This is a genomic window from Fusicatenibacter sp. (assembly GCF_977045365.1).
The window spans coordinates 35054-48684 of the sequence record NZ_CDRRUH010000017.1; the positions used below are offsets into that span (position 1 = coordinate 35054).

Consider the following 13631-nt stretch of genomic DNA (forward strand, 5'->3'; position numbering starts at 1 on the left):
GACTTTTGCTGAAATTTTTACTGAGCACTCTCCTCTGCGGCTGTATCAGCGTCGGAGCTCATGGGGGTGATGACGATGTTTTCTACGCCGATTCCGGTTTTGCGGGTTACGATGTCTTCGATCTGGGCACGCTGTTCCTCGCTTACTTCTTTCATCGGGACAACGATGTCGGCGGTTTCGCCGGTCAGGTTTACGACGACGTCGGAGAAGCCTTTTGCCTCGAGAAGAAGTTCGGTGGCAGATTCTTTTTCTACAAGTTCCGTCATTTCCACCATACTCTGGACGGCGCTCTGGCGCTCGGTTTCGGAGAGGTTTGTATTGTTGATGATTTCATTTAAGGTATCTTTGTTTTGGGAACGGATCTGTTCCCGGTCGATTCTGGCCTGGGCCATGTATGTAGATGCCCCGGCAAGGACAGCCTCTCCCGGCGTTTCTGTGATGGTCCGTGAGGAATCGCCTGCGGCTCCGGCGTCTACCTCGTCGGTGATGTCGGTGTCGAGGCTGGAAATATCTTTCAGCACAGTACTGGTGTCCGCCGTTGTTCCGTCGGCCGTCGTCTTCGTGGACAGGGTGCTGTCGGCATAATTGATGTATCCGGCGACGGCAATCATGATCGCAAGGGCGGTGATGATGACCTGGTTTTTCCGGAATTTTTTCTTTTTCCCGGCCGTCTTTTTCGGCGATGGTGTCTCTGCCATTTTCTCAGGTGCATTCATTTCCTGTTCTAATTTTTCCACGCATTTGACTCCTTTACTTCATTTTGACTACTTTAATCTTATTTGCGCCCACCTGAAATAATGCCATCACGGCCTCCTGAATCTCCTGTATCGTCACCGGGTTTCCCCCGCCTTCTGCGATAACGAGCACGCCGCGCACCGCCGGGTACTCCTCGGAAACCACATACGGTGTCTCGGCTCCGTTCTGTGTCTTTTCATAGACAGTTGCCTCATCCTGCGACGAGGATGTAACGCTTCCGGTCTCCTCTCCCTTCTTGTTTTCCTCCGTTGTGCTCCGCGTTGGGACATCTTTTTCCACAATCTTTTTTCCTGTGGATTCCAGCGTCACCACGACGTGCACTGCGCCCACACCGTCCATCTGGGAAAGTGCGTCACAAAGGCGCTGTTCCATCTCCTCCTGCACCGAAAGTCCCGCATCCCCCGCCGGACGCGCAGCCGTCTCCTGCGGCTGTTCTGTCTCCTCACCGGTCTTTTTTGTTCCCGTCGGCAGCAGCAGGACAACGCCGATTGCCGCCAGCAGGAAGTACAGCATCCACTGCTCCTTTTTCTGTTTCCGGAAAAACGCCGCTGCCTTTTCCCTCATAGGCCTATTCCGAAATCTCTACCATAATATGCGCCGGATCGGTTCCGTAGACCTCACTTAAAACACTTTTGATCTCTGTCAGCTTTTCATCGAGCATTTCCCGCTGTTTTTTCTGTTCTTCGCGGTAAATGCTCGTCTGCCGCATCGGCGCTTCAATGCGGATCTCTTTTGCCTCACCGGTGTTTCCCGGCTCCAGCGTTACCGAAACGGCTGCCCCCGGAATACCGCTCTCTGACAGATACATGCGGATCTGGCGCTCCGTCTCTTTTTCCCAGGCGCCCACGTAATACTGTTTTTCAAAGCTTTCTGCGCGAATCTGTACATTTTCCATTGCTGCTGCCTCCTCTTCCAGCGTCAGACGGTCGAGCGTCTGCGCCATTTTCTGCTCCAGACCTCCCGCTTTTAGCACGGGCTGGAAAAAAATCAGTACCATCACAATTCCAAGAAAAAACTGAACCGGCTTCTTGTCCTCCTTCTCCGGGATCAGGTTCAGCACAGTTGTCATAAAAATCAGAAAAATCGAAATATTCTTAAGCCACTGCAGAATCTCTTCTACCATGCCGCCTCCCGCCGCTGCCTGCCCAACTACACGCTAGAGCGTGTCTGAAAAACCATTTCCGCAAGCTGCAAGCCCCACTTTGCGGTATATTTTACCCTCATTCGGTTGCCGTAGCCCGCTACGCCGCCCTCATTCGGATAAAATCTCCCACAAACTGGGACTCGCAGCTTGCGAAAAGCCTTTTTCAGACAAGCTCTAGGAAAAAGTTCCCGCCAGGATTGCAATCGTCAGCAGAAACAGGACTTCTACGGTCAGAAGGAGACGCAGAAGCATCGCATATCCTTTTCCTGCCGCCGCAAGACATCCCGCGATCCGCTTGTCCGAGACGGGCTGCGCCGCCGCGGCGAGAAGGCGGAAGGAAAGACCCGAAACGAGAAGCTGGACGGCGGGGACCATGCCTGCTGCGAGCAGTACCAGCATTGCCGTCACGCCAAAGCAGTTGCGGATCAGCACCGCGGAGCCTGCCACCAGCTCGGTCACGGCATTCACCGCATTTCCGATACCGGGAATCATTCCGGCGGTCCGCCAGAGTGCCATCTGCCGCAGGGAATCGAGTGCCGGTGCGATCAGATTCCGGATCATCTGCATTCCCACAAGCACGCCGAGCGACGATTTTAAAAGGCCGTTCACGCATGTTTCCAGCAGCTCTGTCATATGGGACAAAATCTCCTCGCCGGAAAGATCGTTCACAAGGGCAATCAGCAGATAGATGTGGATCATCGGGAGGACGAGGGCAAGCAGGAGCTTTTCGACGGCAAGAATCACGAGAAGGAGCATCTGATAAAACATCACAGCCGTTGATGCGCCCCCGGCGGCTGCAGCCGCCAGATAATAGGACGGGGTCAGAATCCGCATGAAGGCGACCAGCGATGTGATGACGGCCTTCAGGTTTTCCCCGCTCGACTGGAAATTTTTCAGAATCAGTGCGAGTGCAAGCAGATAGACCATGTAAAAGCTGGCATCCCTGACCTGTTTTCCTTCAAAGAGAGAGGAAAAACTGCCGAGCACTGCGCCTGCCAGAACGAGAAGAAACAGCTCCTTCATCAGGCCTTTCTGCGCAAGGAATGCTGTTTTTGCGCAGGAGAAAACGGCATTTCCGGCACGGAAACTGCGGAAGGGATCGCCATCCTGCAAAAGAGAACGCACCGTCCCGGCAAAGGAAAATTCCTGGCCGGAAAGCAGGCTGTCCACTTCCTGCTGGATTGTATCAAAGTCGAGTTCCGCAAGAAGTTCATCCTGCGCTGCTGTTGCCTGATCCGTTTCGGTATCTCCCGTTTCTGTCTCCTGCTGCTCTTTCTTTTCTCTGACCGCCGCACGCTCCGTCTCCTGCTTTTCCCGGTCTGTTCCTACGATGTCCAAACGGGATTCTTCTGCCCGGCTCTCCGGCGCGTTCTGTATCGCTGCTTCGATTTTCTGCGTTCTTCCCATTCCGAAAAAAAGACATAGAAGAAGCAGCGTCATGCCCCATCCGGCTTTTTTACAAAAAATCATGAACCGTTTCCAGCAGAGCAAGCAGCACCGGCATGCTGACGGCAAGAACTGACAGGCGGGCGAACAGTTCAATCTGCCCGGCAATCGAAGAATAGCCCGCATCCTTGCAGATCCCGGCGGAAAACTGCCCCACATAGGTGATTCCCAGCATTTTCAGCAGTGTGTTCAGATACGACGAGTCCACCGGGAGATACGATTTCATTTGTGCAAGCATGCCGAGCAGATACTGCATTTTTCCGACGGTTCCGGCCAGGATGCAAAGGCCTGCACCGACCGTCACAAGAAGGGCAAATTCCGGCTTTGCTCCTTTTACCGTGATTCCAAGCAGCACGCCCGCCGTTCCAAGCGCCGCGATCCGAAGCATATCCATATAATCCCCTCCGTTTTTCCCTCTCCCTTGCATGGCAAAGCGGCAATTCGCTTCGCTGCCTGCCTTACTCGGTTAAATCGTAAATAGTTTTTTGATATCCTCAAACAACGCGGAAATATAGGGAAGAATCCAGAACAGCACCAGCACAAGACCGGCAAGGCTTGCAAGAAATGCCTGTTCTTCCCGGCCGCTGTGTTTTAATACCTGGCACAGGACCGATACCAGAATCCCGACTGCCCCGATTTTAAATAGAATCCCGACCTCCACGCCTGCTCCTCCGTTTTTCAGACACGCTCTAAACCAGAATCAAAAATAAAAAAAGGCCTCCCATGATTCCAAGACTCTGACAGAGCCTCTTCCTTTCCGGCAATCCTTTCTGAAGTTCCGCGATCCGCTGCACAAGGCGCGCCTCGTACCGGTCCAGATTTGCCTTCTGTATGGCGCGGTCCCCGGTGCCAAGGCTGCATCCGGCCTCCTGCAGCTCTTCTTTTTCTTCTTTTGTAAGGCGTGTGTCCGCCAGGTGGACTGCCGTATTCTCTTCCAGAATCGCCGGCAGTGTCTTTCCGTCCGGGCGGCGCATATCCTCGGAAATATCCTGTAAAAAATCCCGGTACGGATCCCGCATCCGCCTTCCCGTCTCCCAGAACGCATCCGGCAGCGGGGAAGCCGCCGTCACAATCTCTCCACGCAGATACTGGATAATTTTCTGCAGTGTCTCCAGATCTTTCACATGGGCCGACAGCGCCGCGCTCTTTGCAAAGCCGATCCCGGCACAGGCAAGAGAAGCCGCCAGTAAAACTGCAAGCCGCATCACAGAAACGCCTCCCTTCGGTACAGTGTCGTTCCTCTTCCGTCAAAAATAGCCTGTACACTTCCAGCGTGGGGTTTCGCATCCAGCACGATGTACCGCTCGAAAACGTGAGATTCCACAAGGCGGTTCAGGAGAGGCTTCTGCTTCATATCTTCCATGGAATTGCCATGCACGGTTGCGAGCAGCTTGCACCCGCAGTTGACGACCGACTCGATCGCACGGATGTCCTCTCCCGTTCCAATTTCATCGACTGCCACCACATCGGGCGACATGGCGCGGATCAGCATCATCATGCCTTCCGCCTTCGGACAGCAGTCGAGCACATCGGTGCGGATGCCGACATCATTCTGTGCAACGCCGAGATAGCAGCCTGCGATCTCACTCCGCTCGTCGACCACACCAACGGTCAGCCCCGGATACGGCGACTCTCCGTCCGAAATCTGACGGATAATATCGCGCAGCATTGTCGTTTTGCCGCAGCCGGGTGCGGAGACGATCAGCGTGTGCAGGAAACGGCCGTCCTCCCGGAGATACGGCATCACGCGGTCCGCACAGCCTTTTTTCTCGTGGGCAACCCGCACGTTAACACAGGATATATGGCTGATGCCTTTCACCTTTTCCCCTTCAATCACCGTCTTTCCGGCAATACCGATCCGGTGGCCGCCCTCCACGGTCAGAAATCCCTGCCGCAGTTCTTCCTCGTAGGCGTAGAGGGAAAAACTTCCTATGTAATCCATCGTATCGCGGATATCCGTCGGCGATACGGGATAGCCCTTCTCCCACTCCTCCGTCAGTGCTCCGTCCGGGGTCAGAAAGTACTCCTGATCCTTTGCGACCACAAGAAGCGGCGCGCCGGTCCGCAGACGGATTTCCTGCAGGTCATCGGCCAGCAGATCTGTGTTTTTCAGAATTTTCCGTATATTCGCAGAAAACAGGCGCAAAAGTTCCCTTTGCTCCTGTTTTTTCTCTGGCGTAACAATATCCTTTTGTCTTCCTGTCCTTTTCATCTTCACCACCTCTTATCGTTATATATATGAGATGGCGGGACAGGTTATGCACGGTTTTTATGGTTCTATTCTTTTCATGCAGATTTTCACGGGCTCCGCTGCCCAGACGGCGCCTTCATATCCTTTCTCCGGACTGAAATGCGTGCAGAAGCCCTCTTTCTTTTCCGTTCCAAGAGAACCCGAAAGACCGGTTCCCCTCCACTTGCCGTAGCTCTCCTCCTCGGTCCAGATCCGGAAAAACAGCGTTTCAGCATCTTTTGCCTCGGCAAGGCGCTCCTGATCCGTAACCGAAAAATATCGTTCTGCCATGCGCTCCCATGCCACGCGGCGGTGCTGCTGAATGTCTATTCCAATCGGAATTTCTGCAAACGCACAGGCGGCGTATTCACCCGAATGAGAGATATTAAAACCGATCTGCGGATTGTCAGGCAGGTATGGTTTTCCGTGCGCATTCCGCACAATTTCCATCTGCGCACCATCAAGCCCGTACTGTTCCGTCAGCCCCTTGCGGAACAACTCCCATCCGCACCGGGACAGCTCCCGTTCCAGCTCTTTTTTTCCGCCCTTCTGTTCTGATACTTCCACCCTTTTCAGATAAACAACAACGTTCTGCATCACATCTCCCTTTTCCCCCATGAAAAAACCGGGAAGCCTTTTTGACTCCCCGGTCTTTGAAAATTTTGTTTCTTCCCTTATGCGTTTTTACCGCAGCAGTATTTGTATTTCTTTCCGCTTCCGCACGGGCATGGATCGTTTCTTCCGATTTTTTTGCCTTTGATTACGGTGCCGGATTTTTTCTGATCCATGTAAAGCGTTTTCTTCTGCTCTTCTGTGAAGATCTCATCCCACATCGGCAGGTTGTACAGCCAGTCTGCTTTTGCGTCTACCATGTTTTTGTACAGAAGCTCTTTATCGTAAGCCAGTGTAACAACGGTATCCTCTTCCATCTCCTCGATCGGGTTCGGGATCACAAGGCTGTCGTTGATGCCGTCCAGGAAACCAACCATGGTCATAACGTCCACTTTGTATTTCTCTGCCAGCTCTTTTACGGTTCCTTTTACCACTTCATCCGGGTTGGAAAGAAGCTGCTCGTAAATGTTTTTCTCAATCAGGAAATAATTGGTCCAGAACTGCTGGAGCTGTCTTTTGTCTGCTTCCTGATTATAGGCGATATCACGCCAATTCTGTAATAAACTCATGTTATTATCCATCCTTTATCTGTTTCTCTGAGCGCGTTTTTTCGCGCCGTCCCCTAGCGGGATTCCGGTTTTTGTAACACGCTTTAGTATATCGGAAAGTCCGCAGAAAATCAACCTTTTTCTTCTTCCTGCTCCAGAATCGGGATTCTGGTATCGCCGAGCGGAATTCCTCTGTGTTCCACCGATGTGGAGAACACGATCTGCGTCTTCGTTCTTCCAAAATGCTGAAGCTGGCCGATAAACTGATCCAGCTCAGATGTCGTGTGGAACACAACCTCCATCAGCATCGAATAGTCACCGGTCACGCAGTTGCACTCGATCACGTTCGGGCAGTCGGTGATGTACGGATAAAATTCCTTTTTCCGCACCGGTTCAACCTCCAGATTGATGAATGCTTTGATCCGATAGTCGAAAACCTCCGGGTTCACACTTGCACGGTAGCCGGTGATCACCCCGTCCTTTTCCAGGCGGTCGATTCTCGCCGAAACCGTCGGCGAAGTGAGACTTACCTTGTCTGCAATACTTTTGAGCGGAAGCCTTGCATCTTCCTGCAGCAGTTCCACAATTTTCCGGTCTGCTGTATCCAATTCACGTTTCATTCCGTCTCCTTACGTTCCTCCTGCTCTCCTTTTTCTTTCGGAGGCAGTTTCTTTACCACCGTATTTTCCACGCGGTGTTCTTTGACCCGCATGACCTTGATCCAGAGATCGTCGGTCTCGAGTTCAAACTGGCTGCCGTCATCCGGAACCGCACCGAGTTCGCCGAAAATGTAGCCGCCGAATGTTTCATATTCATCGACCGGCAGTTTGATCTTCAGTTCCTCCGCCACATCATCCAGCGAGGCACTTCCCATGATTTTCCAGGTGTCTGTGGAAATCAGCTCAATTTCCGATGGCTGCCCGATCTCCGTCTCATCATTCAGATCTCCGACAAGCTGCTCGATCAGGTTGCGCACGGTGATAATTCCATCCATGCCGCCGTACTCATCCAGAACCACGGCAAAATAGTTGCCGGTCTTTTTCATGTTCTGGAACAGCGTGGCAGCCTTGATGTTTTCAGGAACAAAATAAGGCTGTTTGATTGCTTCTTTCATGACATGATCGCGGTCCTTGGTGCGAAGCCGGAAATAATCCTTGGCATCCAGAACGCCGATGATATCGTCCACAGTTTCGCCGCAGACCGGGTAATACGAGTGGCGGCTCTCATGGATGAGCTGCTCCCACTCCTCAATCGAATCCTCCACCCACAGAAGATCCACATCGGTCCTGTGGACGCAGATTTCGTCGATCGTCAGATCATCGAACTCAAATACGTTCTGAATCATATCTTTTTCTTCGTTGTCGATGGTACCTTTTTCGCTGCCGGCATCTACCATCATCCGGATTTCTTCTTCCGTCACCTGATCGTCGTCCGCATCCGGGTCAATGCCTAGAATACGCAGAATGCCGTTGGTAGACGCGGTGAGCAGCCATACAAGCGGTGCAAAGACTTTCGAAGCGCCGCTCACGAGGCCGGAAATGCCGAGTGCAATCTGCTCGGCTTTCTGCATCGCAAGTCTTTTCGGCACCAGCTCGCCGAAAATCAGGGTAATATAAGATAAAAGCAGCGTAATCAGCACGACAGCAATCGCATCCAGCGTCTTTTCCGGAATTTTCACGCCTGCGTCCAAAAGGACGGCAACAAGACGATCCGAAAAATTTTCTGCCGCAAAGGCACTTCCGAGGAATCCGGAAAGGGTGATGACCACCTGTATCGTTGCGAGGAAGCGGGAAGGCTGCTCCGTCAGACGAAACAGCTTTGCCGCCCTTTTATTTCCCTCCTGTGCCATTTTTTCCAGTTTTGCGTCGTTAAAGGAGACCACAGCGATCTCCGCGCAGGCAAATACCGCATTGACCGCTATCAATACGACCTGCAAAAGAATACTGCCGACTATGTCACTGTCCAAACGATTCAAACCTCCTCATACTCTTGTATTATACTTTACGCGTTTTTCAAGAATGCTACATAGGCTTTCTTTGCCTCGTAGATATCTGCTTTGCTGGTTACTTCCCACGGAGCATGCATGCTTAATACCGGTACACCGGAGTCGATGACTTCCATGCCGTACAGGGACATGATGTAGGCGATCGTTCCGCCGCCTCCGACATCAACTTTACCAAGCTCTGCGGTCTGCCAGTTAACTTTGGCATCATCAAAGATAGCACGGAGTGCTCCGACATACTCTGCATTGGCATCGTTGGAACCGCCTTTTCCGCCGGAACCGGTAAATTTGTTGATGACGATACCTTTTCCGAAGAAAGCTGCATTTTTCTTCTCGAATGCTGCTGCGTACAGCGGATCAAATGCTGCGCTGACGTCAGAAGAGAGCATTCTGGAGGAAGCAAGGCATCTTCGAAGGGCCAGTTCGGTTCCCTCGCCTGCAAGTGCAAGCAGCTCTGCCATGGTGTTCTCGAAGAAATGAGACTGCATACCGGTTGCGCCGACGCTTCCGATCTCCTCTTTGTCTACGAGCAGGCAGCAGGAGGTCTTCTCCGGTGCTTCTACTTCGAGCATTGCAACAAGAGAGGTGTATGCGCATACACGGTCATCCTGGCCGTATGCAAGGATCATGCTGGCATCCATACCAAGCTCGCGTGCTTTTCCGGCCGGTACGATCTCAAGCTCTGCGGAGAGAAAATCCTCTTCTTCGATGCCGTATTTGTCATTTAAGAGTTTTAAGGTCATGGCTTTGACTGCCTCTTTCTCGGTTCCTTCGAGCGGCTGGCTTCCGATCAGAAGGTCAAGGTTTTCGCCCTCTACAACAGTGTTTGCCGGTTTTGTCTGCTGCTCTCTGGAGAGGTGGATCAGAAGATCTGTCACGCAGAATACCGGATCGTTGTCGTCCTCACCGATCACAACATCAACGACTTCGCCGTTCTTTTTCGCTACTACACCGTGGATGGCAAGCGGAAGGGTTACCCACTGCCATTTTTTGATACCGCCGTAGTAGTGGGTATCGAGATATGTAAATCCGTTGTCCTCATACAGCGGGTTCTGTTTTACATCGAGACGCGGGGAATCGATGTGTGCGCCGAGGATGTTCATACCTTCGGTCAGCGGTCTTGTTCCGATCTGGAACAGTGCGATGGCTTTTTTCATGCATACGGCGTAAACTTTGTCGCCTGGTTTTAATGCACGGTTTTCTTTTACGTAAGTGTCAAGGTTTACGTATCCAGCCTCTTCCGCCTGGCGCACGCTCTCTTTTACGCACTCGCGCTCTGTTTTTCCGTTGTCCAGGAATGCGCGGTAGCCGGCGTTTAATTTTTCCAGCTTTTTCATATCTTTTTTCTTGTACTCATTCCATGCTGTTTTTCGTTCCATAGCTTTTCTCTCTTTCTGTTTTCTTTATCTGATCCGTGCCGTATTTTTCTGAATCTAATCGGGCTTCCGGTCATGATTGCGATCTCTTTCATTATAATCTGTTTTGACAGGAAACACAAGGACTTTCGGTGTACGGAAAAAGACAAGGAAGACCCCGCGGCGGACCGTTTTTTGCGGCTGCAGCGGGGTCTTTAAGGGGAGGATAAGTATTTCCTTATTCTTCTTTTGTCTGTCTCATCGAACAGGGGAATTTCGATGATAGTCCTATTCTCCCCGGTATTTTTGTTTTTATACCGCTTTTTTCATTAACAGCAGAAAAATCCCCGTCCACCGCAGCAGCAGCAATTGCAGATCGCATTGATCGCCATGCACTCGCAGCACCATTTGCCGAGATCGCCGGCGCTTCTCTCATAGCCGTAGCCGCTTCCCATGTCGGAATACCACTGGCCGCCGCCCTGGAGCTGGTTTAAAAGCTGCTGGTACTGCAGATTCTGCGGTTCTAATTTGACTGCCATCTCGGCATCCTGCACGGCATTGATGTTGTTGCCGAGGCGCGAATTTGCGATCGCATGCAGGAAATACCATTTTCCGCTGCGGTCGGAAATGTCGTTCAGCACGTTCATCGCCTCGCGGAAGTGGCCGCTGTTGATATAGTTGGCCGCCGCCTGCAGACGCATCTCCTGCTCGGAATTTCCATAATCATTCCGCGCAGAGCCGCTGTTTCCGTACGCGCCGCCGAATGGGTCGAAGCCGCCGAACGGACCATAGCCGCCGTAAGCATCTCCGCCATACGACGAACCTCCGCTCTGGTACGAGGTGCCGTGCTCGCGTTCATCCATGATCTGTTTGTACGCCTGCTGCACCTGTTTGAATTTTTCTTCTGCTTCTGCTTTATTCGGATTATTGATATTGGCATCCGGGTGATACGTCCGGCTGAGTTTTCGGTATGCTTTTTTGATTTCATCGTCCGAAGCCCCGCGGGACACGCCCAGCACCTCATATGGATCTGTCATCAGTCTTTATTTCTCCTCTTTTTGGCGCTCTTTTGCGCTTTTTCGCATTTCGTATTTTTCCCAGATACCAGCATACAATATATTTCGCAGAATGTCTACATTTTCCAGGATCGGAAGTTTTTCAAATGCACGCGACGCTTCCGCCGTCATCATCAGCAGGATTTTTTCTGCGGTTTCCTCGAAGTCCGGCTGATCGGCGATGGACAGAAACGGATTGTAATTTCCGCTCTTTTTATCTTTTTCCACGTCATCAAGCGCATCCATCAGGTAAATGAATTTTCCGATATAAAAGCCGACCTGGCGCAGATCATCGCTCCAGATATCCTCCTTTTGGATATAGATCTCCGCCATCACTTCGCCGGTATAGCCCGCCGCAAGATCGAGGTCTGGATTGTTTTCCTTCTCGCATGCATGCAGCTTTTCAAGATAATCCTGCACCGCTTTCGTCTGGCGCGGATACGCAGCCTCGATGCGTGTCACAGATTTTTTCAAAGCCTTTGCCGCTGTAAACGCCGCGTAGTTTTTCTCGTCCTCCCAGTCATCCAGCAGATTGTAATAGGCGAGCAGCACGTTCATGTCTGCGCAGTATTTTGTGTATTTGTTCCGCAGGCATTTATGTTTTTTGCCGGGATGAAGAAAGCAGTAATGCTCCTCTTCTTTTGTCTCACACTCATAAAGCCCGGTCAGCAGGATGGAAAGAAATGTCATATCAAACGTCAGCGTCGCCTGACCCTTTTTTCCATACGCCTCTTTGATATCCTGACACAGACCGCAGTAGTATGCCTGATATTTGTTGTAATCTTTGACTTTCAGGTCATCCTTTCGGATGGTCACATAACCAAACATGAATCGCACTGCTCCTTTTTATCAGGTGTTTTTGATGAATTTTGTTCCGCATTTCGGGCAGCGGATCTCGATGTGGCCTTTTCCTTTCGGCACACGCACCTGCTGATGGCAGGACGGGCAGCGGAAGTAGCAGTGCTCTTTATCCTTGAATGCACGGGTTCCGCCTCGGAAGAATCCGACGACGCGGTTTTTCAGTTCCAGGAATTTCTGGTTTTCCGCATACCGTTTGGAATGGTTCCTGGACATGATGCGCACATCCGCCCAGACGATCAGGACGAGTGCCAGGGTGTAGATAAGGGAGCTCCGTACAACTGCTCCGAAAATCATCATGGCAACTGCCGCCCACATCATAAAATTGCCCAGCTGATCGATGCCGTAGCGGCCGTACATCAGGCGGGAGAGTTTTTCTTTCAGTTTATCCATAATTATTCCCATATCTCCTTTTTCAAAGTATATGCCAATACTCTATCCCTTTTGAGGAAAAAAAGCAATCAAAAGCGCCATTAATTTTTTCTAAAAAATTCTTAAAACTTGCGGTGGATGTTTCTTTTCAACTGTGCTACACTTGGTTATGTTTCTTTATATTTTATCCTCTTCCAGCAAGAAGACTCCGACCTCTAAGGTGGGAGATGAATTGCGTCCGTTATCTTCTTGATATTGGGTTTTAATCATGGTATAATAGAATCAGTCGAATAACAGAAAGGGGGCGAAATACAATGGATTTGGATAATAATGCACATTCAGTGTTTTTGCTGCACTATCATCTTGTTCTTGTGGTTAAGTACCGCAGACAGGTTTTTGATGACGCAATTTCCGGCAGGGCAAAAGAGATCTTTGCGTATATTGCTCCAAATTACAATATCACCCTTGAAGAATGGAATCATGATAAAGACCATGTGCAGATACTTTTTAAGGCGCACCCAAATACGGAAATAAGCAAGTTCATAAACGCATATAAAAGTGCAAGCAGCAGACTTTTGAAAAAAGAATTTCCGCAGATAAAGAAAAATCTGTGGAAAGAACATTTCTGGAGTCAGAGTTTTTGCCTGCTCACAACGGGCGGTGCCCCGATGGAAGTAATCAAAAAATACATTGAAAGTCAGGGACAAACGGAACGGAAAAGGAAGTGAAGCAATTGGCAAACAAAGCATATAAATTCAGAATATACCCCGATGATGCGCAGAAAGTTTTGTTTGCCAGAACGTTCGGCTGTGTCAGAATGGTGTACAACCATTGGCTTGCCAGAAAAATCAGGCAGTACGAGGAGAATAAAACCACGGTAACCTACACGGTTTGTGCAAAAGAAATGGCTGAAATGAAGAAAACAGAAGCATACGCATTTTTGAGGGAAGTAGACAGTGTCGCATTACAACAGTCGCTTCGGCATCTTGATACGGCATTTCAGAATTTTTTCAAACAGCCAAAGACAGGTTTTCCAAAGTTTAAATCTAAAAAACAGAATAAAAAGAGCTATTCAACGATCTGTATCAACGGAAACATCGCCATATTGAATGGATATTTGAAATTGCCGAAAGCCGGCCAGGTCCGGTTAAAACAACACAGAGCTGTTCCGAAAGAATACAAATTAAAATCTGTAACAGTAAGCCAGACACCAGGCGGAAAATATTATGCAAGTATTCTTTTTGAGTACGAAA

The 13631-nt window shown here is 50.6% G+C and carries 18 protein-coding genes and 2 pseudogenes; 3 read left to right on the forward strand and 17 right to left on the reverse strand.

The window, feature by feature from the left end; translation table 11 throughout:
- Window positions 1-17: 17 nt before the first annotated feature.
- The 3 genes from ACY2VW_RS05810 to ACY2VW_RS05820 are packed head-to-tail and all read right to left on the reverse strand — an operon-like array spanning window position 18 to window position 1879.
- A complete protein-coding gene (locus tag ACY2VW_RS05810; RefSeq protein WP_461874509.1) occupies window positions 18-737 on the reverse strand; it encodes a SpoIIIAH-like family protein in 720 nt (239 codons plus the stop codon).
- 13 nt (window positions 738-750) lie between these two features.
- Complete coding sequence (locus tag ACY2VW_RS05815; RefSeq protein WP_055264760.1) at window positions 751-1320, reverse strand: hypothetical protein; 570 nt, start codon at window positions 1318-1320, stop codon at window positions 751-753.
- A gap of 4 nt (window positions 1321-1324) precedes the next feature.
- Window positions 1325-1879 carry a stage III sporulation protein AF gene (locus ACY2VW_RS05820; RefSeq protein WP_022463195.1) on the reverse strand — a complete coding sequence of 185 codons (555 nt, stop codon included), beginning with the start codon at window positions 1877-1879 and terminating at the stop codon, window positions 1325-1327.
- Between the two features lie 14 nt (window positions 1880-1893).
- On the opposite strand from ACY2VW_RS05820, the pseudogene ACY2VW_RS05825 reads away from it, so the two are divergent.
- Window positions 1894-2022 (forward strand): annotated as a pseudogene (locus ACY2VW_RS05825) (DUF6783 domain-containing protein); the annotation flags it as partial.
- Here ACY2VW_RS05825 and ACY2VW_RS05830 read toward each other — a convergent pair.
- The 14 genes and pseudogenes from ACY2VW_RS05830 to ACY2VW_RS05895 form a co-directional block, all read right to left on the reverse strand.
- Window positions 1972-2103 (reverse strand): annotated as a pseudogene (locus ACY2VW_RS05830) (DUF6783 domain-containing protein); the annotation flags it as partial. The pseudogenes ACY2VW_RS05825 and ACY2VW_RS05830 sit on opposite strands and share 51 nt — an antisense overlap.
- Window positions 2075-3370, reverse strand: a complete 1296-nt coding sequence (locus ACY2VW_RS05835) for a stage III sporulation protein AE (RefSeq protein ID WP_461877387.1) — start codon at window positions 3368-3370, stop codon at window positions 2075-2077. The pseudogene ACY2VW_RS05830 and the gene ACY2VW_RS05835, both read right to left, overlap by 29 nt.
- A complete protein-coding gene (locus ACY2VW_RS05840) occupies window positions 3357-3740 on the reverse strand; it encodes a SpoIIIAC/SpoIIIAD family protein (protein WP_461874507.1) in 384 nt (127 codons plus the stop codon). Before ACY2VW_RS05840 ends, ACY2VW_RS05835 begins: the two co-directional genes overlap by 14 nt.
- 72 nt (window positions 3741-3812) lie before the next feature.
- Complete coding sequence (gene spoIIIAC, locus ACY2VW_RS05845; protein ID WP_461874506.1) at window positions 3813-4007, reverse strand: stage III sporulation protein AC; 195 nt, start codon at window positions 4005-4007, stop codon at window positions 3813-3815.
- A gap of 28 nt (window positions 4008-4035) precedes the next feature.
- On the reverse strand, window positions 4036-4551 hold the full coding sequence (locus ACY2VW_RS05850) for a stage III sporulation protein AB (protein WP_461877388.1): 516 nt from the start codon (window positions 4549-4551) through the stop codon (window positions 4036-4038).
- On the reverse strand, window positions 4551-5558 hold the full coding sequence (gene spoIIIAA / locus ACY2VW_RS05855) for a stage III sporulation protein AA (RefSeq protein ID WP_461877389.1): 1008 nt from the start codon (window positions 5556-5558) through the stop codon (window positions 4551-4553). Before spoIIIAA ends, ACY2VW_RS05850 begins: the two co-directional genes overlap by 1 nt.
- 57 nt (window positions 5559-5615) lie before the next feature.
- Window positions 5616-6173 carry a 4'-phosphopantetheinyl transferase family protein gene (locus ACY2VW_RS05860; protein WP_461877398.1) on the reverse strand — a complete coding sequence of 186 codons (558 nt, stop codon included), beginning with the start codon at window positions 6171-6173 and terminating at the stop codon, window positions 5616-5618.
- A 77-nt stretch (window positions 6174-6250) separates the two neighbouring features.
- On the reverse strand, window positions 6251-6757 hold the full coding sequence (locus tag ACY2VW_RS05865) for an SEC-C metal-binding domain-containing protein (protein WP_173813279.1): 507 nt from the start codon (window positions 6755-6757) through the stop codon (window positions 6251-6253).
- Between the two features lie 110 nt (window positions 6758-6867).
- Complete coding sequence (locus tag ACY2VW_RS05870) at window positions 6868-7344, reverse strand: Lrp/AsnC family transcriptional regulator (protein ID WP_055221452.1); 477 nt, start codon at window positions 7342-7344, stop codon at window positions 6868-6870.
- 8 nt (window positions 7345-7352) lie between these two features.
- The gene (locus tag ACY2VW_RS05875) at window positions 7353-8702 is read right to left on the reverse strand and encodes a hemolysin family protein (RefSeq protein ID WP_461877390.1); all 1350 of its coding nucleotides are present in this window, start codon (window positions 8700-8702) and stop codon (window positions 7353-7355) included.
- A 35-nt stretch (window positions 8703-8737) separates the two neighbouring features.
- Window positions 8738-10117, reverse strand: coding sequence for an aminopeptidase (locus ACY2VW_RS05880; RefSeq protein WP_055264766.1), 1380 nt, complete (start codon window positions 10115-10117; stop codon window positions 8738-8740).
- Window positions 10118-10422: 305 nt separating this feature from the next.
- Window positions 10423-11130 (reverse strand): J domain-containing protein, encoded by a 708-nt coding sequence (locus tag ACY2VW_RS05885; RefSeq protein WP_461877391.1) that lies wholly within the window; start codon window positions 11128-11130, stop codon window positions 10423-10425.
- 6 nt (window positions 11131-11136) lie between these two features.
- Window positions 11137-11976 carry a DUF5685 family protein gene (locus ACY2VW_RS05890; protein WP_461877392.1) on the reverse strand — a complete coding sequence of 280 codons (840 nt, stop codon included), beginning with the start codon at window positions 11974-11976 and terminating at the stop codon, window positions 11137-11139.
- Window positions 11977-11997: 21 nt separating this feature from the next.
- Complete coding sequence (locus tag ACY2VW_RS05895) at window positions 11998-12399, reverse strand: zinc ribbon domain-containing protein (protein ID WP_461877393.1); 402 nt, start codon at window positions 12397-12399, stop codon at window positions 11998-12000.
- 293 nt (window positions 12400-12692) lie between these two features.
- On the opposite strand from ACY2VW_RS05895, the gene tnpA reads away from it, so the two are divergent.
- Both tnpA and ACY2VW_RS05905 read left to right on the forward strand, forming a co-directional pair.
- The gene (gene tnpA / locus ACY2VW_RS05900; RefSeq protein WP_461874498.1) at window positions 12693-13106 is read left to right on the forward strand and encodes an IS200/IS605 family transposase; all 414 of its coding nucleotides are present in this window, start codon (window positions 12693-12695) and stop codon (window positions 13104-13106) included.
- A gap of 5 nt (window positions 13107-13111) precedes the next feature.
- A partial coding sequence (locus ACY2VW_RS05905) for an RNA-guided endonuclease TnpB family protein (RefSeq protein WP_461877394.1) occupies window positions 13112-13631 on the forward strand: 520 nt, incomplete at its 3' end.